Origin of the sequence: Pseudomonas sp. 86_A (genome assembly GCF_017491705.1) — a bacterium.
Taxonomy (GTDB): domain Bacteria; phylum Pseudomonadota; class Gammaproteobacteria; order Pseudomonadales; family Pseudomonadaceae; genus Aquipseudomonas; species Aquipseudomonas koreensis.
Window position 1 is genome coordinate 326,731 of record NZ_JAFGYS010000004.1, and the last position, 21,400, is coordinate 348,130.

General features: G+C 57.1%; 18 protein-coding genes and 1 pseudogene. 4 read left to right on the forward strand and 15 right to left on the reverse strand.

Translation table 11 applies throughout. The annotated features are described in order from the left end of the window. Window positions 1-83: 83 nt before the first annotated feature. The 6 genes from J5M57_RS08780 to J5M57_RS08805 all read right to left on the reverse strand — a co-directional run bounded on the left by J5M57_RS08780 (window position 84) and on the right by J5M57_RS08805 (window position 5,955). Complete coding sequence (locus J5M57_RS08780; protein WP_207850007.1) at window positions 84-1,694, reverse strand: gamma-glutamyltransferase family protein; 1,611 nt, start codon at window positions 1,692-1,694, stop codon at window positions 84-86. Window positions 1,695-1,719: 25 nt separating this feature from the next. Then, window positions 1,720-2,811 carry a polyamine ABC transporter substrate-binding protein gene (locus J5M57_RS08785; RefSeq protein ID WP_207850006.1) on the reverse strand — a complete coding sequence of 364 codons (1,092 nt, stop codon included), beginning with the start codon at window positions 2,809-2,811 and terminating at the stop codon, window positions 1,720-1,722. A gap of 20 nt (window positions 2,812-2,831) precedes the next feature. Then, on the reverse strand, window positions 2,832-3,611 hold the full coding sequence (locus J5M57_RS08790) for an amino acid ABC transporter ATP-binding protein (protein ID WP_207850005.1): 780 nt from the start codon (window positions 3,609-3,611) through the stop codon (window positions 2,832-2,834). 2 nt (window positions 3,612-3,613) lie between these two features. After that, window positions 3,614-4,390, reverse strand: coding sequence for an amino acid ABC transporter permease (locus tag J5M57_RS08795; protein ID WP_064587562.1), 777 nt, complete (start codon window positions 4,388-4,390; stop codon window positions 3,614-3,616). A gap of 11 nt (window positions 4,391-4,401) precedes the next feature. After that, window positions 4,402-5,208 carry an ABC transporter substrate-binding protein gene (locus J5M57_RS08800; protein WP_083369100.1) on the reverse strand — a complete coding sequence of 269 codons (807 nt, stop codon included), beginning with the start codon at window positions 5,206-5,208 and terminating at the stop codon, window positions 4,402-4,404. A gap of 78 nt (window positions 5,209-5,286) precedes the next feature. Beyond that, window positions 5,287-5,955 carry a GntR family transcriptional regulator gene (locus J5M57_RS08805; protein WP_064587564.1) on the reverse strand — a complete coding sequence of 223 codons (669 nt, stop codon included), beginning with the start codon at window positions 5,953-5,955 and terminating at the stop codon, window positions 5,287-5,289. Between the two features lie 352 nt (window positions 5,956-6,307). Between J5M57_RS08805 and J5M57_RS08810 the strand changes: the two genes are divergently transcribed. After that, the gene (locus J5M57_RS08810; RefSeq protein WP_207850004.1) at window positions 6,308-8,935 is read left to right on the forward strand and encodes an EAL domain-containing protein; all 2,628 of its coding nucleotides are present in this window, start codon (window positions 6,308-6,310) and stop codon (window positions 8,933-8,935) included. 71 nt (window positions 8,936-9,006) lie between these two features. On the opposite strand, the gene J5M57_RS08815 is transcribed toward J5M57_RS08810, so the two are convergent. Further along, on the reverse strand, window positions 9,007-9,552 hold the full coding sequence (locus tag J5M57_RS08815; RefSeq protein WP_207850003.1) for a hypothetical protein: 546 nt from the start codon (window positions 9,550-9,552) through the stop codon (window positions 9,007-9,009). A 261-nt stretch (window positions 9,553-9,813) separates the two neighbouring features. On the opposite strand from J5M57_RS08815, the gene J5M57_RS08820 reads away from it, so the two are divergent. Together J5M57_RS08820 and J5M57_RS08825 are read left to right on the forward strand one after the other, a co-directional pair. Further along, entirely contained in the window at window positions 9,814-10,035 is a 222-nt protein-coding gene (locus tag J5M57_RS08820) for a hypothetical protein (protein WP_169841709.1), read from the forward strand. 79 nt (window positions 10,036-10,114) lie between these two features. Next, window positions 10,115-10,681 (forward strand): hypothetical protein, encoded by a 567-nt coding sequence (locus J5M57_RS08825; RefSeq protein WP_169841708.1) that lies wholly within the window; start codon window positions 10,115-10,117, stop codon window positions 10,679-10,681. A gap of 408 nt (window positions 10,682-11,089) precedes the next feature. Here J5M57_RS08825 and J5M57_RS08830 read toward each other — a convergent pair whose 3' ends face one another. The 4 genes from J5M57_RS08830 to J5M57_RS08845 all read right to left on the reverse strand — a co-directional run bounded on the left by J5M57_RS08830 (window position 11,090) and on the right by J5M57_RS08845 (window position 15,908). Beyond that, window positions 11,090-12,004 (reverse strand): SGNH/GDSL hydrolase family protein, encoded by a 915-nt coding sequence (locus J5M57_RS08830; protein ID WP_207850002.1) that lies wholly within the window; start codon window positions 12,002-12,004, stop codon window positions 11,090-11,092. Between the two features lie 430 nt (window positions 12,005-12,434). Further along, entirely contained in the window at window positions 12,435-13,472 is a 1,038-nt protein-coding gene (locus tag J5M57_RS08835; protein ID WP_207850001.1) for a GGDEF domain-containing protein, read from the reverse strand. 180 nt (window positions 13,473-13,652) lie between these two features. Next, window positions 13,653-14,921: a PAS domain-containing methyl-accepting chemotaxis protein gene (locus J5M57_RS08840; RefSeq protein ID WP_169841705.1), complete on the reverse strand. Its 1,269-nt coding sequence runs from the start codon at window positions 14,919-14,921 to the stop codon at window positions 13,653-13,655. 102 nt (window positions 14,922-15,023) lie between these two features. Beyond that, window positions 15,024-15,908: a hypothetical protein gene (locus J5M57_RS08845; protein ID WP_207850000.1), complete on the reverse strand. Its 885-nt coding sequence runs from the start codon at window positions 15,906-15,908 to the stop codon at window positions 15,024-15,026. Between the two features lie 383 nt (window positions 15,909-16,291). On the opposite strand from J5M57_RS08845, the gene J5M57_RS08850 reads away from it, so the two are divergent. Continuing rightward, a complete protein-coding gene (locus J5M57_RS08850; RefSeq protein ID WP_207849999.1) occupies window positions 16,292-17,128 on the forward strand; it encodes a PhzF family phenazine biosynthesis protein in 837 nt (278 codons plus the stop codon). A gap of 64 nt (window positions 17,129-17,192) precedes the next feature. Here J5M57_RS08850 and J5M57_RS08855 read toward each other — a convergent pair whose 3' ends face one another. The 4 genes and pseudogenes from J5M57_RS08855 to J5M57_RS08870 all read right to left on the reverse strand — a co-directional run. Then, window positions 17,193-18,539 (reverse strand): glutamine synthetase family protein, encoded by a 1,347-nt coding sequence (locus tag J5M57_RS08855; protein WP_207849998.1) that lies wholly within the window; start codon window positions 18,537-18,539, stop codon window positions 17,193-17,195. A 23-nt stretch (window positions 18,540-18,562) separates the two neighbouring features. Further along, window positions 18,563-19,120 (reverse strand): cupin domain-containing protein, encoded by a 558-nt coding sequence (locus J5M57_RS08860; protein ID WP_064587570.1) that lies wholly within the window; start codon window positions 19,118-19,120, stop codon window positions 18,563-18,565. Window positions 19,121-19,145: 25 nt separating this feature from the next. Next, on the reverse strand, window positions 19,146-20,435 hold the full coding sequence (locus J5M57_RS08865) for an FAD-binding oxidoreductase (RefSeq protein WP_207849997.1): 1,290 nt from the start codon (window positions 20,433-20,435) through the stop codon (window positions 19,146-19,148). Window positions 20,436-20,528: 93 nt separating this feature from the next. After that, a pseudogene (locus tag J5M57_RS08870) lies at window positions 20,529-21,400 on the reverse strand (TonB-dependent receptor); the annotation flags it as partial.

The following is a 21,400-nucleotide window of genomic DNA, read 5'->3' on the forward strand; positions in this document are numbered from 1 at the left end:
AGGGAGATTCTGCCATCGAATGGAGGCTGGGAGGTCTTTGTGAAAAAGTGTGCTCGACCCATCTGACGGATACCTCCCCCTCTCTACCACACCGCAATATGCGAATCCGCCCGCGGCTCAGTCCCCCCGCATAGCACGCCCGTCACCGGGTCACGCAGAATGATCTGCCCTCTGCCGTAATCCGTCAGGTCACTGGCGATCTGCACCTCATGCCCGCGCCGTGCCAGTGCATTGGCCAGATCGCGCGAAGCACCCTGTTCGATGCCGACCTTCATTCCGCCCAGCCATTGCCAGCGCGGCGCGTCCAGTGCCGATTGCGGATTCAGACCGAAATCCACCAGGTTCATCACCATCTGCACATGCCCTTGCGGCTGCATGTAGCCGCCCATCACGCCGAACGGCCCAAGGGCCTGACCGTTCTTGGTGAGAAAGCCGGGAATGATCGTATGGAAGGTCTTTTTGCCCGGGGCGAGCGCGTTGGCGTGGTCGGCGTCGAGGCTGAATTCCTGCCCGCGGTTTTGCAGGGCAATACCGCTGTCAGGCAGGACCACGCCCGAGCCGAAGCCGTGGTAATTGCTTTGAATGAACGAGACCATATTGCCCTGCCCGTCAGCCGTGGCCAGGTACACCGTGCCGCTGGCGTGAGGGTCGCCCGGTTCTGGCGGCTGAGCCTGCTCGCCGATCTGTAGCCGGCGCCGAGCGCTGTAGCCATCACTCAGCAGATCGGCCACGGCCACCCGCATGTGCAGCGGATCGGTGATGTAGTGCAGGCCATCGCTGTAGGCCAGTTTCATTGCTTCCAGTTGCCGGTGCCAGGTCTGCTGGCTGTCGCGGTGATCAAAGTCGAAGCCTTCAAGAATCTTCAGCGCCATCAGTGCGACCAGCCCCTGTCCGCTCGGCGGGATTTCCCAGACATCCACACCGCGGTAATTGACGTGGATCGGCTCCACCCATTGCGCGCGGTAATGCGCCAGATCCGTCGCCCGCAGATAGCCGCCGGTAGCCCGGGAATGCGCATCCAGGCGTTGCGCCAGCGCGCCGCGATACAAACTCTCACAGCGGCTCGCCGCCAGCTCTTCAAGGGTGCGCGCCTGCGCCGGGTTGCGGAACAGCTCCCCTGCCTTGGGCGCGCGACCGTCAATCAGGAACGTATCGAACCAGGCCTGCAACACGTCATCGCGATGGGGAGCAAACTCATCCAGCGCGATCTGCCATTGATGGGCAACCACCGGCGACAGCGCAAAGCCGTCTCTGGCCAGACTGATCGCCGGCTGCAGCAAATCGGCGAACGGCAACACGCCAAACCGCTGCGACAGCTCGGCCCAGGCTGATGGGCAACCGGGCACCGTCACCGGCGTCCAGCCATACAGCGGCATCTGTGCATGACCGGCCGCCTTGACCGCTTCGATGCTCAGACTGGCCGGGGCATGGCCATTGGCGTTGAGACCATGCAACTGATCCTTGAACCAGACCAAAGCAAAAGCATCGCCGCCCAGGCCACAGCCCGTAGGCTCGACCACGGTCAGCGCCGCTGCCGTGGCGATGGCGGCGTCGATTGCATTGCCGCCCTTTTGCAGCATCTCGATGCCGGCCTGTGCTGCCAGCGGCTGGGACGCCGCGACCATGCCGCGACGGGCGAACACGCTTTGACGTTGCGATGGATAGGGATACTCGTGAGCAGAGAATTTCAACATGGCAAAGGCTCTTCAAAACAGGATTTCATTGGCCGGACTTGATCCGGTTCCATTCGCGGGTGATCAGACGCTGGATGTTTTCCGGCAGATCGGCCGAGACGAAGGCATGGTTGATCACTTCGTCAGTCGGGTAGATCCCCGGATTGCCACTGACCTTGGGGTCCATCAGGGCCGTGGCGTCCTTGTTCGGGTTGGCGTAGCCGACATAGTTGCTGACCGGCGCAATCACCTCGGGGCGCAGCAGGTAGTTGATGAAGGCATGGGCGCTGGCAACGTTGCCGGCGTCCTTGGGGATCGCCAGCATGTCGAACCAGAGGTTCACCCCCTCCTTGGGAATCAGGTAGCGGATGTCGATGTTTTTCCCGGCCTCGCGCGCCCGGGTCTGGGCCTGCATCACGTCACCGGAGTAGCCGATCGCCACGCAGATATCGCCATTGGCCAGGTCGGCGGTGTACTTCGATGAGTTGAAGTAGGTCACCGAGGGACGCAGAGTCATCAACAGTTTAGAAGCCTGTTTGTAGTCGTCAGGCTTGACGCTGTTGGGGTCCAGTCCGAGGTACAGCAGGGCCTGGGGAATGATCTTCACCGGTGCATCGAGAAAGGCCACGCCACAGCTTTTGAGCTTGGCGAGGTTCTGCGGCTCGAACACCATCGACCACGAATCCAGCACCGCGTCCTTGCCCAGTACCGCGCGGACTTTTTCCTCGTTGTAGCCGATGCCAACGGTGCCCCACATATACGGCACGGCGTATTGGTTGCCCGGATCGGCGGCCTGCAAGCGCTGCATCAGACGTGGATCGAGGTGCTTCCAGTTATCGAGCAAGCCGCGTTGCAGCGGCTGATAGGCACCGGCGCGAATCTGCTTGGACAGAAACTGGCTGGATGGCACCACCACGTCATAGCCCGAGTGCCCGGAGAGCAACTTGGCTTCGAGCATTTCATTGGTGTCGAAGATGTCGTATTGAACCTTGATCGCGCTGTCTTTCTCGAAATTCTTCAGCGTGTCGGGACCGATGTAATCGGACCAGTTGTAAACCTTCACCACTGCATCGGCAGCGTGCAGCATGGACACCACGGCGACGCAGCACAGCGCCGCGAACAAACTCGATAAACGCATCGTCGATTTCCTTGTGAGGTTCACAGCACGCGGCTGAGAAAGGCCTGGGTCCGGGGATGAGTGGGACGACTGAAAATCTGTTCCGGCGGGCCCTGTTCAATCAGTTCGCCCTGATCGAGCACCACCACCCGGTCAGCCACCTCGCGGGCAAACCCCATTTCATGGGTGACTACGACCATGGTCATGCCCTCCTCGGCCAGCTCCTTCATGACCTGCAGGACCTCGCCAACGGTTTCCGGGTCGAGGGCGCTGGTCGGTTCGTCGAACAGCATGGCCTGGGGCTTCATCGCCAGCGCCCGGGCGATCGCCACCCGTTGCTGCTGGCCACCGGAAAGCATCGAGGGGTAATGACTGGCCTTGTCTGCCAGACCGACCCGCTTGAGCAATGCTTGCGCCTGTTCCAGCGCAGCCTGGCGTGGCACGCCCAACACCTGAATCGGCGCCTCGATGATGTTTTCCAGGGCGGTCATGTGCGGGAACAGGTTGAAGCGCTGAAACACCATGCCGATGTCCCGACGCTGGCGAGCGATGTTGCGCTCGGAATCGCGCACCAGGCTGCCGTCAGCCCGGGTGCGATAACCCATGGGCCGGCCGCTGACCCGAATCTCCCCGCCCTGAATGTCTTCGAGCAGATTGATGCAGCGGATAAACGTGGTCTTGCCCGAGCCCGAAGCACCGATCAGCACCACCACCTCGCCGCGTCGCACTTGCAGGGAGATGCCCTTGAGAATCTGCAGATCGCCGAAGGACTTGTGGATGTTCAGCGCCTCGATGATCAACTCGTCACTTTGATGCGCCATGATTAACGTCCCCTCAGCAGTTTAAGGGTGCTGCGACCGAACATCCGGCTGGAGGCCGGTGGCGGCGCGGAAGGTCGGTCCGACTGACCGAAGCGATGCTCCAGCCAGCGCTGAAAGAAGCCCCACAACGTGGTGAGCAGCAGGAAATAGATCGCCACCACCAGGTACAACTCGAACACCCGAAAGGTTGCCGAGGTGACCATCTGCGTGCTGAGCAACAACTCCTGCACCCCGATCACGCTGACCAGCGTGGTGTTTTTCAGCATCACGTTGAACTCGTTGCCCAGCGGCGGCACGATCACCCGGAACGCCTGCGGAAGGACGATGCGGCGCATCAGTTTGGCGAAGGTCATGCCCAGTGAACGGCCGGCCTCGTACTGGCCCTTGTCCACGGCGCCGATCCCGGCACGAATGATCTCGGCCATGTACGCACCTTCATTCAGGCCCAGGGCGATAATCGCGGCCTGGATGTTGCCGGGGATCACCAGCCCGAATAGCTCGATGTCTTCGAAGCGAAAAATCCCGCCCGCCGCCAGCGCCGTGTAGAGGAAAACGATCTGCACCAGCAACGGCGTGCCACGCATCAGCCACACGTAAAAGCGCACCGGCAGATGCAGCAAAGGGTTCTTCGACAAGCGCAACAATGCGGCGGCCAGCCCCAGGACACAGCCCAGCAACATCGCCAGCACACTGATCAGACAGGTCAGCCACAGCCCGGTGAGGTACACCCCACTGGGCTGCAACAGGTACTGCCAGAACACATCCCAATTGAAATTCATCACCGCTTACCTCAATCGAGTGTGTCGCTGGAAACGTGCCATTTACTCAGGAGTTGGTTGTAGCTGCCGTCGCTGCGCATGTCGGTGATGATCTGCTGCACGGCGGCGCTCAACTGCGGATCGTCCTTGCGAATGCCCAGGCCGGTGAGGATCCGGCTGAAGGCCGGAACGCCTTCTTCGAACAGGTCCGGGGCCATCGCGGCGTAATACCCGGCGGTTTCGACCGTGGTGCCGTAAGCGTCAACCTGATTGATACGCAAGGCCTGAAAGGCATCGGTGTCGGTGTTGTAGACCACCAGTTTCATCGGTGGCTTGCCGGCCTTGGCCAGGCTTTCATTTTCGGTGTCGAGCAAGGTCTTGATGGTCGAACCGTTGAGCACCGCGATCTTGTGTGTGCTGAGATCCGCCAGGGTCTTGAGCCCTTTCGGATTGCCCTTGGGCACCACCACCGCTTGACTGGAATACATGTAGTTGACGATGTCGATCACCTCGCGGCGCTCGGGCTTGTCGAACAACTGGTCGACGATCATGTCGCACTGTTTGGCGAGCAATGCCGGGAGCAATCCGGAAAACGGAATCACCCGCCAATCGACTTTTTTGTCGCCCAGACGCTTGGCGATTTCCAGCCCCAGATCGACGGTCAGGCCCTTGGGTTTTTGCGCTTCATCGAAGGACACCAGCGGCGGTGAATCCATGCCCGAGCAATAGGTGAGTTTGTCGACCTTGACCAGGCGCTCCGGCACCGTGGGGGCGGCTACCGCCCACTGTGTACAGAGTCCCAGGGAAATTGCAGCCAGTAACAGGCGAGACGTATGCATGACCAGACACTCCAGTTCGGTTAGTAACGGGGCAGTACTCAAAGTCAAAACATCGGCGGACTCGTGTCCGCTCTGTGGTTATTTTTCCGATTGCAGAAACTTGATCAGCTCCGGCACCGTGCCTTCGATGTGTTCGCGCACCACGGCTTCGGCCTTGCTGGCGTCGCCGGCGCGAATCGCATCGAGGATCATCTGGTGTTCCTGGCGGGCACTCAGGGGCTTTTCGATGTGCTGCAGCCAGAGGCGCATCGGCGCTTCGATCAGCGCGTACAGCGCGCTGATCTGCTTCACCAATCGTGGTCGGCCGCTGAGGCTGCACAGGTATTCATGAAACTTGCGGTGGCGGCTGACCCACGCCGCGCTTTCCTCGCGGTAGTCATCCATTTCATCGAGCAGTCGCTCCAGGGCCGTCAACTGACGCTCACTGATTTTTGGCACCGCGACGCGCATCGCCAGCCCTTCCAGCGCACTGCGCATCTCGAACACTTCGTGCATTTCCTCGACATCCAGACCACTGACCACGGCGCCACGGTTAGGCCGCAGCGTCACCAGCCCCTGCGCATCGAGACGGCGAAAGGCTTCGCGCACGGGCATCCGGCTCATGCCGATTTCACTGGCAATGTCTTCGGCGATCAGCCGGTCGCCCTTGCGATAACGACCACCGCAGATGCCTTCCAGCAGAAAGTTGTAGGCCTCTTCCTCGGCGGTCATCGGTTGGCGTTGGTCGTAGGCGGGAGCGAATTGCATGGCGGCACCTTTTGTCTTTTTGTATCCAATTATCCACGGATGCAAAAAAAAGCACATTGCGTGCCAGATGCCTGCGTTTCGAGCCAACAATTTGATTTGCATGAATAAAGGTTAAAGACGTGTGACAACCTGCAACGCGCATGTGCTACCTGACGGCCCAATGCGAGCCCCGCAGCGGTGCAAAACGGTAGCCAGGTAACACCGCCTGATCATTCGCCTGGCGCCCGAGGCAAAATCCCCAGCTTTCACTACGCTTGGGAAATCCGCCCTGGCGCAATCACATCAAACACATTGAACATTGCCCGGGGACCGCTGTTCCAGATGATTCAGACAGAGAATCAAGGACGAACATATGGATGTCTTCGCGCCCGCGCTGCCTGTTCCACCCCGGCAAAGCACAATCACCCGCCGTCTGGTGTTCGCGGTCGGGACGCTGTTTGTGGTGGGCGTGATTGCGGTCACCGGCACTTTGCTCAGCATCGCTGCGCGTCTGGATCGCGAGGAAGCCGAAGATACCCATTTCTATGCGGCGCGCGCTCTGGAAAACCGTATCAGTGCCTCAAAAAGCTATATCAACAGTTACGCCGACTGGACCACCGCTTACGAACACCTGCACAGCAAAATCGACACCGACTGGGCCTACACCCAGCAGAACCTCGGTAAAACCCTGTTCACCACTGACGGCTATGACGGCGTCTTCGTGCTTGATCGCGCAGGCACCCAGTACGCCGTGGTAGAAGGACAGCAGGATGACCGCGACATTTCGCGCTTGCTCACGCTCTCTTCCGCCACGCTGATCGACAAGGTGCAAACCCAGTCCGACCTGACCGTACCGATCGGCACGTACGCGCTGTTCGATGGCTGGCCGGCACTGGTCACGGCCGCCGCGATCCTGCCCAATGATGAACGCCCCGTGGGCGACCCCAAGCAGACCTCGGTGCTAGTGTTCGTTGACAAGCTCACGCCCACCAAGCTGCGGGCGATTGACGTCGCTTATGGTTTGCAAAACCTGAGGCTGATCCCGGACGAACAGCTTCCCGGCGATCTGCCACGGGTACGGCTGGAAAATACCGGTTACAGCCTCACAGCGGATCTGGAGCGACCCGGACAGCAACTGTTGTGGTCATTGCTGCCGACCCTGGGCGCGATATTGGTGGTGCTGATGCTACTGACCGCGTACTTCCTGCGCCACGCATTGCGCTCCTCCCGTTACGTCGACCACAGCTTCAGCACATTGCAGGCCTCGAACCATGCACTGGAGACAGCCAATCATGCCCTGGAAGCCAGTGAAGAGCGCTTTCGCGCGGTGGCCGAAGCGGCATCGGACTGGATCTGGGAAGTCGATAACCAGCTGCGTCTGACCTATCTCTCGGCGCGCTTCAGCGAAGTGACCGGTTACCCGCAAACCCAGTGGCTGGGCCAAGGCATCGGGCAACTTGTGTCGTGCGATACCACGCCACTGGAGTTGTGGCTGACAAAGCTCAGCGAAGACAGCAATACCAGTGACCTGCGCTGCACTTATCGCGATCACGCCGGGCAGCAACGTCACTGTCGGTTGTCGGCGCGGCCGATCATCGACAAGCACGCCGTCAGCGGTTATCGCGGCACGGCCAGCGACATCACCGACGAAGTTGCCGCCCACGCGCAGATCCAGCACCTGTCGATGCACGACGCCCTCACCGGCCTGCCCAATCGCAACCAGCTGGCGCGCTATCTGGATGACGCGCTGCTGCTCAAGGAACACGCACCACCGCTGTCGCTGCTGGTGATCGACCTCGACAACTTCAAACCGATCAACGATTCCCTCGGCCATCCGGCCGGCGATGCGGTGCTGCAGGAAGTCGCCAGTCGTCTGCGCGAATGCACCCGTGAGCACGACATCGTCGCGCGCCTGGGGGGCGATGAGTTCGTCGTGGTGCTCAATGGCATGGACAGCCGCCACGAAGTCGACCGGTTCTGCACACGGCTGGTCGAGAGTCTGCATCAACCGCTGATTTTCGAACATCACCCGTTGCACGTGGGTGCGAGCATTGGCATCGCCCTGAGCCGGCGTCAGGGCTTCGTGCCGAGCGAGTTGATCCGCTGCGCCGATATCGCGCTGTATCAGGCCAAGTCAGAGGGCAAAAACACCTGGTGCTATTTCGAAGCACACATGAGTGACCAGATCCAGTCACGCCGGCAAATGGAAAGCGATCTGCGCGGTGCGCTGAAGAACGACGAATTCGTCCTGCACTACCAGCCGCGTTATACGGTCGATGGCAAGCACATCGTTTCGGTCGAGGCCTTGGTGCGCTGGCAGCATCCGACCAAGGGCCTGCTCGGGCCGGACCTGTTCATCGGTCTGGCGGAACAGACCGACCTGATCGTCCCGCTGGGGCGCTGGGTACTGCGCGAAGCCTGTGAAACCGCGCTGACCTGGCCGGCGGACATCTTGCTGTCGGTCAACCTGTCACCAGCACAGTTCGCCCTCAGCGATGTCGTCGAGGACGTGCGCGAAGCTTTGGTGCAGACGCGTTTCCCGGCCATTCGCCTGGAACTGGAAATCACCGAAAACGTGATGCTGGTCGACACCAACGGCGCGCTGGCCGCCATGAATGCGCTCAAAGAGCTGGGCGTACGGCTGAACATGGACGACTTCGGCACCGGCTACTCATCCCTCGGTTACCTGCGCGCTTACCCGTTCGACGGAATCAAGATCGACAAGCGCTTCATCGCCTCGATCAGCCACGGCGCCAATGATCGCGCCGTGGTGCAGGCGATTATCGGTCTGGGCAAAGCCATGGGCCTGACCGTGACCGCCGAAGGGGTGGAAACCGAAGAGCAGCTGGACATTCTCGGCAAGGATCAATGCAACGAGGTTCAGGGGTATTTCATGAGCCGGCCAATCGACAAGGCCGCGTTCGCACAGTTGTTGAAGGACTCGCGAGGTGCCCATGCCGAACACATCATTAATGAGTCAACTCGCGTTCATCCACTGTGATGACCTTGGCACTGTTGCAAGAGAAACTTGGCGCAGTCGAAGTCCTGCAGCACGGGTACTCATCGTGACCTTTACGGGCTGATGATGGCCGCTGAACCCAGCACTTGCAGTGGTGCGGATGCTGATGTGGCAGTGGTGATGCTAAATAATACTTTTCGGGTCGTGTTTGGAATTGACCACTCATAGGAAAGGGTTCGAGTTTGTCCATTTATGGGTGATTGCGCTTGCTCGTTTTTTATCAGTATTGAGGTAAAAGGACTGGGCGGATTCGCGACCATACCGGTAAAAAGCTTGATAGCTGTCTCGGCACTTGCACTGCGGACATGCACAGCGCAAAAATTCTTGCCGTGCGGGAGAACTAATACAAACGTTCCGTACTTGTCTGGAACTGACCAGGCATCACCAGGATTACCTGCTAGAAACAGCGACGCCTTATCAGGAGCAAGGCTCGGGACAGGCCTGAGTTTTTCGCGCAGTGCCTCAAGGTTTGGCAGGTTCTTCATGCAAAGTGATGCGTAAATTTTAGCGAACGAGTTGGCTTGGTCGTCAGCTTCGCTGGCAAGACAAGCATTCGAACTCAAGGTGATCACGAGTAAGGCTGCAAAAAATTTAGACATGGAACCCGTCCCTGGCGATATCACGATAGAGCTAAGCAGGATTCAGAGGAGTTGCCACTTTGTACATGCAGAGGTCAGTCGGGGGCGAGATTAACGTCGGAGAGTCCGCTTTTTGGCCGAAAATTGCCACTCATTAACGATCTCTTTCGGCCACAAACGGACATCGTCTAAAGGAACCATTAGTACTAAAAGAAAGGACTTTGTCTTAAAAAGCCGATAGGCTCATGTACTTGTTATCAGTAAAAATCCAGGCGAAGGGACATGGCACTGTCTAAAGGCGATCTCATAAAACTAATCAGCGCTGACCAAGCAAAAATAGTTTTAACTGATTGGATTAACTCTCGCGAGGCAGCGCCAGGAGATATCGCTTTGGTGGAAGAAGTCTATATCGGAGAGGATGGGCAGATCGTTCGTCTTCTGTGCGAATACCGTCCGGGTTTTCTAGAGTGGCGAACGGTGTTTTATGCGGCAGGGTTGACTTAAGAGTTTCTTCCTCCCCCCGCTGACGTCACCACTTAAATTTTTGCCTCCGACAATTACCGCTTCCCCACAAGAGCTGCTTATGAAACCTGGTTCACCCGAAAGTAAATCAAAAAGAATAGTTCTAGCAATGGTAGTATTCTTGCTTTTTGGCGCATGGCTTTATTATGTGGGCTGGGCTTCTAAAATTTCAGCAAGAACAGTTTTGATGCCTGAAATCCCCGAGTGGAGTACATACCTGCTGATCAGCTCCATTACTGGGCTTACCGCTGCAATCCGAACACTCTACAAGCAGCCTGGGCGCAAGGCAGCAATACAGGCTCTAAACTCTTTTATTGGATGGTTCTGCTTAGGATTTATTCTATCTCTGAATGGTTATGCCACCGCAGCCTATCTTTTGCCTGGCGAGATTATTAGTTATAAATCTTCATATGAGCTGAGATACCCCGGACCTTCCAGGGGGAAGTTTGGTCGTTGCGAGGCAGGTCTATGGATCGAAGATCAAAGTACAAAACGCTGGATTGAGCTTTGCACGAACAAAATGGATTTGGATAAAAATATACAACAGGGAATGCAGCTCGTATGGGTGAGTGCACGCACGAATAAAATAGGCAGCTACATTATTAGCTATACTTTTATCTATAATTAAACCCACCAGATTAAAATCTTGCTTTCGTGAGCAATAGATCAAGCGGAAGTTATTCTTTGGCACCAAGAACAGCAAGAGCTTGATACTTGATGACGTACTCTGGGCACTCTGCTCGGGCGCTGCGCGGCGAGATCTGCCGGAACGTTTGGGCCGACTCGTGGCCGGAAGCGGACGGACAGGAGCGGCAGCTAACGGCCATTAGCAGTCATAGCCGGTTGCCGTCTCTCACGAGGTGCAGCAACTGAATGTGGCTTCAACCGATCGATGTAACACGACTAAAGTGATCGTCCGGCGGACATACCTGCTTGATCCCAAAGATATGGGCGGCGATGTCCGCGTAACTGCCTTGATAATGATTTGCATGCACAGCACTGAGCACGCTTACTGACTATGTCCTGATAGAGAACCTCAACGGCTGGCTTTTAGCACTTCAAGCATCGCCTCGGCAACCAGGGTGTGGACTTTGCGGGTCGGGTGCCATTCATCCCAGTAGTAATGGGCATCTGGGTTTTGACACACGGGCTTGACGTCCGGATAGGTAGCTTGGCAAGGGGTATCCAGATCCTTCAACTTTGCAACATCGGGTGCCGCACGAAGCTTGTTACTGAAGGCCAGGTGGTCAAAGTAACTAATACTGACATGATGGGCATTAGCCAGTGTTGTCAGCACGACTGGCAGTTTTTGTTCGAGTATCTGCTGGTATTCTGTTGCACTCTTGACTTGATTGCCCTGCACCACAGCTGGAACGTGACTCAAATCCGTGGTCCCCACGACCATTACATGCTTTGCGCCTGCTGCAATCAGCACCTCGGTGCTCTTCTGTATGTTCGCCACGCTTTTCTGGCTTAGCACTTCAATCGATTCTGGGTGCGAGAAGTCGGCCCATTCAAAAAAGTCGTTGGCTGAGATAAAAATGAAATAGAGCGAATTCGGATCCGCTTTGTGTGTTTTAGCGGCTTTCAGATGATCGGCAATTTGGCCGAAAACGCCAGTGTCGCGAGATGGCTCCATCCAAGTATAGTAGTTGCCGTTGCCGCTCTTAGCACCGCCAATCGCGTAATCGGTCAAGGGGGTTTTCAAGGCGTGAGCCAAGTTCTCGACGGCGGTGGGGCCATTGCTCCAACGCCCCTTCCAATAAAACGAGCCGGGCAGCTCCTGTGCATCTTTGACCTTCTGGGTGGCTAATGTTCTAGTGAAGGTTTCACCTGCGCCATTGTCAGAGTAGCTGTCACCGAAAGCATAGAGATGATTGTAGCTGGGGGCACCAAAGGCGTTTGATGCAGTGAGTGCCAAAAGTGCGGCTAGGCAGCCGAGTCGAGTCATTGATAGTCTCCCAGGTTGTAACCTCATATTACCGGCGGCGACGTACTGACTTGTCACTGTTGCGACCTTTGTTTAGCCGGGTGCGTAATGAAAGTCCTGTTCGCGACAGATAGGAATCGGGTGAGTCCAGCAACGGCAGGTGCAGTCTAAGGATAAGCGGACAGCAAATACACCTTGCACAGATCGGGCAATGCGGCAGCAGTTGCTCGATAGTTGTCGCTCCAGACCGTCAGCATTCGGCCAAAAGTGGTCGCTCAACGATGGGGCACTGAACGATTTCGTCGTGCCCAATCAGAAACCGAAGAAAGTTTTCAGCATCCGAACGACTCGGAAACATTAATGTAAAGGAGCCCAGCGTCAATAGACAGCAAGGGGGAGATTCGATGTCTTCGAACACGATTTTCACAGACGTCCTCCAGTCAAGCCTTCGTCATGTAGTCGCAGGGAATAGCGGCGTGACCCGTTTACCATTCTGAAATACTCGGTCTTTACCGTCATTCTTAGCTTTATACATATTGGTGTCCGCGCATTTAAGCACTGCTGAAATATCCGATGTTGCCGAGAACTGCGCGATCCCGGCACTACAAGTGTATTGATGAGGAGGTAATACACTACAACGGATGTCCGCCAATAAGCGCAGTGCGTATTCATGGACAACGGCGTCATCGCCGCCCAACAACAAAACACCGAACTCCTCCCCACCAATCCGACCGACACTGTGACTGCCTGCAGTAGATTTCAGGCAAGCGGCCATGGCACATAAAATTCTGTCACCGACATCGTGTCCATATTGATCGTTTTTCTGTTTAAAGCTATCAATATCCAACATAATGAAATATCCGCCGTGACCGCCTGCCATTACACTCTTGAAGGTCTCCATAAAGGCACGTCGATTAAGTATCGACGTAAGAAAGTCTGTCTCCGCCAACGCTCTAAATTCACTCTCCACTATTAGTACCGATCGCATATTTCTTAAATATGTAAAGCTTAGTGTGGAGCCGATAGACATCGAAGCAATACAAAAAAACGCCAGATAAACCTCGAGCTCACGATACAGACTGACGTCAAGAGTGGGCCACATCAATACCCAAACAAGCCCTGCTGACAGAAAATAGTCTTGAACCGTAACAAATAAAATGGCGCTGCTTAGCACGATAATTACAGCAAGCGGAAGGGTGAAGACGCGCAACTCCATATTGTGTGCAATGACATGCGCAAAGCCCAATGACAACAAAAAAATGTAGACGCCGCCGAGTATTCTCCACATCCAAAAATCAGCAACAATACGATGAACATGCCAGACCAATAATAAAAATAGCGTAACGAGAATGTTCAGCAGATTCAGCGTAGCCATGGGATCAATCAGCAAAACTCCTATCCAGGCGACAAACCCCACCATTTCAATTTTGGTTACCGCGGGAGATAGCAGCATTCGCATTCTTGGTCTGATCTTTAAAGCCGCCGGCATCCTAAAACTCCTTTTTCGAAACGACCTGGATGTAATTGCAATAGCAAAGAGAGACTTCATCCATGACGCAGATGTCTCTCGAGTTTTGAAGATCATTTTTTAATCAGAAAGAACACTGCAACAATTGCGTCGGCTACGACCTAGTAATCTGGAAACACGATTGCGCGGCACATAGACCATTTAATCCAGGTCGCTGGTAACCCGACCTATTGCTTGCACGACCTGCTTGGCACCGAGCTGGATAGCAGACATCGCCATGCCTGCCTGCTCGGACAATTCCAGCAAAACGCCGGCTTGGTCTCTGCTGCTCTGGACGCGTAATGCGGCTTGATTCGCCAATTCACGATTCTGCCGTACCACGCCAGTGATCTCTTGCGTGGCTGCACTGGTGCGGCCGGCAAGTTTGCGTACCTCATCGGCCACTACCGCAAAACCTCGCCCGTGTACTCCAGCGCGTGCCGCTTCGATAGCGGCGTTAAGCGCTAAAAGATTGGTCTGGGTAGCGATGGCGCCAATGGTGTCGACAATTGAACCGATTAATTGCGACTGCGATTCAAGCGCCGTCATGCTTTCGGTAACTGAGGCCATCTGTTGTGCAATGGTTTGAGTACCGAGAACTGAATCAGCGACCAGATCCATACCTCTGTTAGCTTTCACATCGGTATCCAGCGACACGTCGTAAGCCATAGTCGCTGCCTGCCTGACAACTTCGGCTTTCTCCACCTGGTCGGTCACTACGCTTGCAAATTTGGCTATTTTATAAACTCGGCCAGAAGCATCCCTAATGGGATTATAAGTGGCCTCCAACCACACCACTTTTCCGTTTTTATCAACCCGGCGAAAGCGGCCAGCGTTAAACACACCCTTCCTCAGACCCTGCCAGAATTCGGAGTAATGCGCCGATGCCACGTCTTCCGCCAAGCAGAAAATACGGTGATGGCGGCCTTCTATCTCCCCAAGGCTATAACCCATGGCTTGGACGAAAGACTCGTTTGCATAAATGATTTCACCCGCAAGGTTGAATTGAATCATGGCCATCGAACGGTTCAGCGCGCTGAACATTTCGATGGCCTCCTGTTCATCCCGCGCCAAGGATGGCGCGACGATGCCGTAGCCTTGGAAAGTGCGGTTTGCTGCAGTGATCCAACCGATGTGGAGTGTCACAAAACGGCCGTCGCAGGTGCGATAACGTTGCCGTTCGATTACGCACAGGTTCGGCGCAAAACCTTTGTTCGTCTCATCAGTAATATCGCTCATTGCCATGTTCGATAGCCTTTCCAACGAATACCCTAAGGCCTCTGCAAAGCGCGGGTTGGTCGAGACGATTCGCCCTGCTGTATCGACTCGTATTGATAGAAAAACTGATTCGATGCAGGCGAACGTACTAAGCGAAGCCGTCAGTTCCTCTTGACAGTCAAAAAGAGCATTTTTGATTCGACGATTAAACACACTGACCTCCGGGATGAACGAGCGCAAAGCAGGACAATATTTTTTGGACTAAAAATACTTTCGAGAGGGTCGTCTGTTAATAATCAACAAAAAATTATAGTTTTAGACGCTCACAACATCGAGAGTTTTACTCCTAACCTCGTGTTCAGCAACACCTAGTTCCATACCGACCCGAGTAATTGCAAAGCAGATTGACATTGCTCGCCTAATAAGATCAAGAAATGCCGGGCTCAATTCAACTAGTCGCTTGTCGCATTTAAAGTAACCCTGCAGCTGGCCTTCTTTGATCATGCGTTGCATATGCGTTTTTGACACTCCCAGACTCGACGAAATTTCAAGATAAGATGAGACCTTGTAACCAGTTTCAAGCGAGCCTTTTCGCAAGGCATCGGTATAAAGCGCAAGCATCGGCATGTGACCACCATCCCGATTGAGAATCCATTTTGCTTCAGGTAAAAGTTTATCCAACAAGAAACCTGATTCAAGTATTCTTGCAAATCCGCGAGCATAACACCGTAATAAATCAGCAGACTTGCCTAAGCCCGGCAACTCGATATCGGACGGAGAGAGCATTTGCGACGGCAGTAAATACGACTTGAGCAGTAGCGTAGCAGCGCACAAGGTTTTTTCCGTGGGTTGGGAACTACGCTGGCGTCCATCCTGAACGTCTAGCTGAATATTCATATATCCGCTGACAACCAAGAAGGAGAAATAGGAGTCCAGGCTATTGCGAGACATATAACCGCGCGCCTGGCAAAACGCTTTTACTGTGGACAAGGGAACTTGTTCATTCCTGTAGTTAAAGCTCAGCAAAGAAAGAGCCACCATAAACCTATCGTACTTAAGAAGGTTTTTATAAAAAAAAGGTTTTTTCCGATAGCTTTCCATTATTAAATCAAAATGCAGGAGAATAGCTTCATCTATATTGCCTCGGGTCATTTCAGAACTGGTCTCTTTTAAATACTCAAGCAGATCAGTTGTATTCATCGACAATCTCTATATAAAATCAAATAGTTACTACTCCAAATGCAGGTAGTATATGCATATTCCAACAGCTGGCTGAATCACCCCAAAAATGTTTTATGGCCTTACTAGACTCGAGCACGATTGACTGGGCTCGCGCGCGATCTACTTCTCTCCCCCCGCAGCGCCGCTTGCCGAAAATAACGATAATCTGCCAATAACTACCTGTACTGGCACCAGATTTTGTCCGCAAGCGCACCCTCGGCATCGGCTGCTTTTGGCCGATACCTGCCGGTCGTGCACAACAGCAGAATCCAAACCTTCTTCAATTATTACAATGCAGCGACTAGCCTTGGCCCACCCACCCGGTTCAGCTGTAAACCGCCCCTGCCTGCAAAGGACACTCAATGCCGCTTTCTCTGCCGTTCGAACAAGTCGATGTGTTCGCCGATCGTCCCTATGAAGGTAATGCGCTGGCCGTCGTGGTGAATGCCGATGAGCTGACAACCGAGCAGATGCAGGCATTTGCCCGGTGGACGCAGCTCAGCGAGACGACTTTTCTGTTGAAGCCCGAGGCGCCGGGGGCGCATTACCGGGTACGCATCTTTACCCCGTTGCGCGAGCTGCCCTTTGCTGGCCACCCGACCCTGGGAAGCTGCAAGGTTTGGCTGGCCAAGAACGACAACCCGGAGCATGTCGAGATTATTCAGGAATGCTCGGCGGGCTTGATTCGGGTACGCAAGCAAGGCCCGCACCTGGCGTTCTCTGCGCCGCCACTGGTGCGCAGCGGACCGCTGGACGCAATGACGTTAACGCTGATCGAACAAGGGCTCGGTCTCGCCGCTGGACAGATCCGGGCCAGCCAATGGGTAGACAACGGCCCTGGCTGGGCAGGTGTGCTGCTGACAAATCGCGAAGAAGTGCTGGCGATCAAGCCCGATTACGCCGCATTGCAGGGGCTGAATGTCGGCGTCATCGCTCCGTGGGTGGGCTCCGAGTCTGAGACAGACGTGGAAGTCAGAGCCTTCATCGGCGAGGAATGCACCGAGGACGCCGTCACGGGGAGCCTCAATGCAAGCCTGGCTCAGTGGCTGATCGGCGCGGGCATCCTGAGCGACCGTTACACCGTGAGCCAGGGCACTGCGATGGGGCGCCGTGGCCGACTGCACATCGAAAGCGTTGACGGCACCGTCTGGGTGGGCGGAGCAGTACAGCACTGTATGTCGGGCCGAGTGGTCTTTTGATGAACCATGAAACTCAGCGGCGCCGAATTCCATTCGGCCACCGCTGCACCTGATGAATCAGAACTCACAAGTACCAGCGATACTCCCGCGCACTGATCTCCTGCATGAACGCCAGGTGATCCTGACGCTTGTTCTCGCAGTACACGTCAACGAACTCGGCGCCCAGTCCGGCCCGCAATTGCGGTTGATTGTGCAGGGCGCGCACGGCGTCGAGGATTTCGGTGGGGAAAGCGATGCCGCTGTTGCGGTCGTCGTTGAGGGGCGGGATCGGTTCTTTGCCGGTTTCCAGCCCGTGTTCCAGGCCCACCAGAATCGCCGCCAGCACCAGATACGGGTTGGCGTCGGCGCCGGCCAGGCGGTATTCGATGCGCAGGTTTTTCGTGTCCGACTCGGGAATGCGCAGGCACGCGTCGCGGTCTTCGTAACCCCAGCTCGCTTTGGTCGCGGTGTTCACCGTGCCGCTCAAGCGGCGCATGGCGTTCTGGTTCGGCGCGAAAATCGGCATGCTGTGCGGCAGTAAGTCCAGGCACCCCGCCACCGCGTGGCGCAATGACTGTTGGTGATTGGCGGCCAGCAGGTTATTGCCCGCCGCGTCATACAGGCTGACGTGCACGTGCATACCGCTGCCCGGATGCTCCACGTACGGCTTGGCCATGAAACTGGCGCGGTAGCCGTGCTTGAGCGCAACGCCACGGGTGCTGCGGCAGAACAGCGCCGCCCAGTCAGCGGCACGCAAACCGTCGTCCAGGTGGCCGAAATTGATCTCGAACTGCCCCGGCCCCAGCTCGGCGGTGATCACCGTGGCGTCGATGCCTTGGGTCCGCGCGGTTTCGACCATGTCGTCGAGCACCGGGGCGAAACGCGACAGGCGCTCGATGTGCATGTTCGGCTGGTCATCGGCGTCGTCGCTGAGTTCGTCTCGGGGGAATTGCGGCAGGCCGTCGCGCAACTTCTTGTCGAACAGGTAGAACTCCAGCTCGAACGCCACCACCGGATGCATGCCTTTGCGCGCCAGACGGGCGAGCACTTGCGCGAGCACCTCGCGGGGTTCGAACTCGATCGGTTTGGCGGTGCCGTCGGAGGTGATCAGCATCTGTCCCAGTGGCTGCGCTTCCCAGGTCACGGGTTTGAGTGTGCCCGGAATCAGGCGGCGCACGGCGTCCGGGTCGCCGTCGTTGAAGCAGTAATCGCCGATCTTGAACAAACCGCCCTGCACACCCAGCAGCACGCAGTTTTGCGGCAGTTTCAGTGCGCTGCCGGCGGCGACTTTTTCGAGCATGTCCACCGGGTAGCGCTTGCCGTAGAAGTGCCCGGGAATGTCCAGGGAGATCAGGTCGACATAACGCACCTCGGGGTAGCGTAGGCGAAACGCACGCACTTCGGCGAGCAGGTCAGAGCAGACAGCGTCCATCGTCGGTGGTCCTTTGGTTGTTATCAGGTGTAGACCCAGAGCACGCGCGTGAGCTGCTGCGTGAGGTTGCCGTAACGGCAACGGGCGTGACTGGCGAATTGAAAGCTGTCGCCGGCGCGCAGCGTGACCGGGTCTTCGTCATCGCCCAGCCACAAGGTCAGTTCGCCTTCGAGGACGTAGCCGCCCTGCTCCGAGCTGTCGCTCATGTGTCGGTCGCCACTGCTGGCGCCCGGTTCCAGATGACTTTCGAGCATGGAAAACGACGCGCGCATCTGCGGCGACACCAGAATGTCGGTAATGCCATTGGCGTAGTACAAGGTGCGGCGCTCGTCCGGGCGGGTGACCCACGGCACCTGCTTGGGCTTGGGCAGGCTGTAGAAATAGGTGGTCGGCACGCCCAGGGTTTCGCTGATCGCGGTGAGGTCGGCGACGGTCGGACGTGACAGCCCACGTTCGACCTGCGACAGAAAACCCACCGAGCGGCCGATTTTGTCGGCCAGCTCTTTCAGGGTGTATTTCTTGTGCTTGCGCAGGTCGTGAATCAGGATCGCCAGCGCAGCGATTTCTTCTTGCTTGTTCATGGCCGGGGTTCCAGAAAAAATTTCATCAGATGCTGTCGCGCAGTCGATACCAGGCCTTGCCGATGGCTTCGAGTGGCGCGGCGAGGTATTTGCCACCGGGAAACCGGCCATTGCTCAGGCCCTGATACAGCGCCAGTTCATCCCCCTGGCCGAGGATCGCGTCGGACACCGCCCGGGCCGCCGCCAGCGTCGGCAGCACGCCGTGGCCCGAGTAACCCTGCAGCCAGTAGCGGTTGCCCTCGCAGCCAACGTCCGGGGTGCGATTGATCGTCAGGTCGATGTGCCCGCCCCAGGCAAACTCCAACTCGACGCCTTTGAGCTGCGGGAACACCCGTTCGAGAAACGGCCGGGTCGCCGCCGCGATGTCCTTGGGCATGCCGCCGAGGTAAGTGCAGCCGCCGCCGAACAACAAGCGGTTGTCCGGTGTACGACGGAAGTAATCGAGGACGAACTGGTTGTCGGTCACGCAGACGTTGCTCGGCAGCAATGCAGTGGCTTGCTCCGGCGTCAGCGGCGCGGTGGCGACTTGGTAGGTGCCGACCGGCAGAATGCAGGCGGCCAGTTGCGGGTCAAGTTGATCGAGATAGGCGTTGCAGGCCAGCACCAGCACATCGGCCTTCACCGCACCGCGCTCGGTATTGACCCGGAAGCCAGCGCCCTCCTGCTGATAACTCAACGCCTTGCTTTGCTCGTAGATGCGCCCGCCGGCACGCTCGATCGCAGCGGCCAGGCCGAGGGCCAGTTTCAGTGGATTGAGGTGTGCGCCTTGCGGGTCATACAGTCCAGCCTGATAGCGCTCGCTGGCGACCCACTGCGGCAGGTCTTCGCGGGGAATGAATTGCAGGGCGTCGTGGCCCCACTTGTGACTGGCCTCGTGTTGCCATTCGGTCAGCAGACTGACGCGACGCGGCATCACCGACGTCCACAGATGCCCCGGACGATAATCGCAATCGAACCCGTGACGCCCCGGCAGTGCACGCAACTCCTGTGCAGCCCAGCGCATGCCGTCCCACAGGCGTTTCGCCCGTTCATGCCCCAGCGCGGCTTCCAATGGTGGCATGTCACACGACCAGCCCAGAATCGCCTGCCCGCCATTACGCCCCGACGCGGCCCACGCCACACGACTGGCTTCCAGCACGGTGACGCGCTTGCCGGCCAACGCCAGACGCAGCGCCGTGTGCAAGCCGCTGAACCCCGCGCCGACGATCACCACATCGCTGTCTTGCGCGCCCTCCAGCGCCGGTCGCTGACTGAGGAGATCGACGCAACTGTGGGCGTAGTAGCTGTCGACATGGCGCTGGGATTGCTGAAACATTCGCGGCCTCGTGAAATTCTGCTCTTGTTATTTCATGAAAATCTACAGAACAAATTTCACGGCGGCAACCGGGAATGTTTAAGCAGCAGGGCGTCAGAAGTCGTAACGCGCTGTCATGCCCAGCGTTCGGGGCGTCCCGAGTACGCCGGTGTAGGCGCCATTCGGTGAGTTCCAGAGGGTGGTGTAGTAGGTTTTGTCGAAGGCGTTTTTCAACCACAGCGACACGTCCCATGCGCCCTTTCCCCAATCGCCACGCACACCGGTCGACAGATTGACCAGCCCATACCCCGGCAACTGCGCTTCGCGCGAATCATCCACCGTGCCGACCGCGTGGGAGCGCCACGCGTAATTGCCGTTCACATACGGCTGCAGGCCGTTTTCCAGATTCCATTGATACGCCGCGCCGCTGTTGAAAATCCATTTCGACGCGCCCACCACGGCATGCCCGCTCAAGTCACAGGCGGCCGGCGCACCCGGACGCAAGGCAACCTCGGCCGGGCATGGGGCGTCCTCGTAAGACAGATAACGCACGTCGTTCCATGAGCCATTGAGGTTGATCGTCAGGCCCCGCAGCGGACGCCAACTGCTGTCCAGTTCCAGTCCGCGACTGCGCACTGAACCGGCATTGGTCAGATAGCTGGTGAGATTGACGTCGTCGTAGGCGTTGGTCTGATAACCATGCACCACCGTCCAGAACAGGTTGGCGTTGAGCAGCAGACGCTGATCCAGCAGCGTGGTCTTGATCCCCAGTTCGGCGTCGTTGGCCCGTTCGCTGCCGATCAACAGCGAGTCGGCGCCGGCGACGGGAGCGCTGGCCACGCTGAGGTTGACCCCTCCCGACTTTTCGCCGTGGGACAGCGAGGTGTACGCCAGCACCTGATCATTCACGTGCCAGGCCAGGCTCGCCAGCGCCGACGGGCTGAAGCTGTACAGGCTCAAGTCGCCGGAATCGTAGGCACCCACCC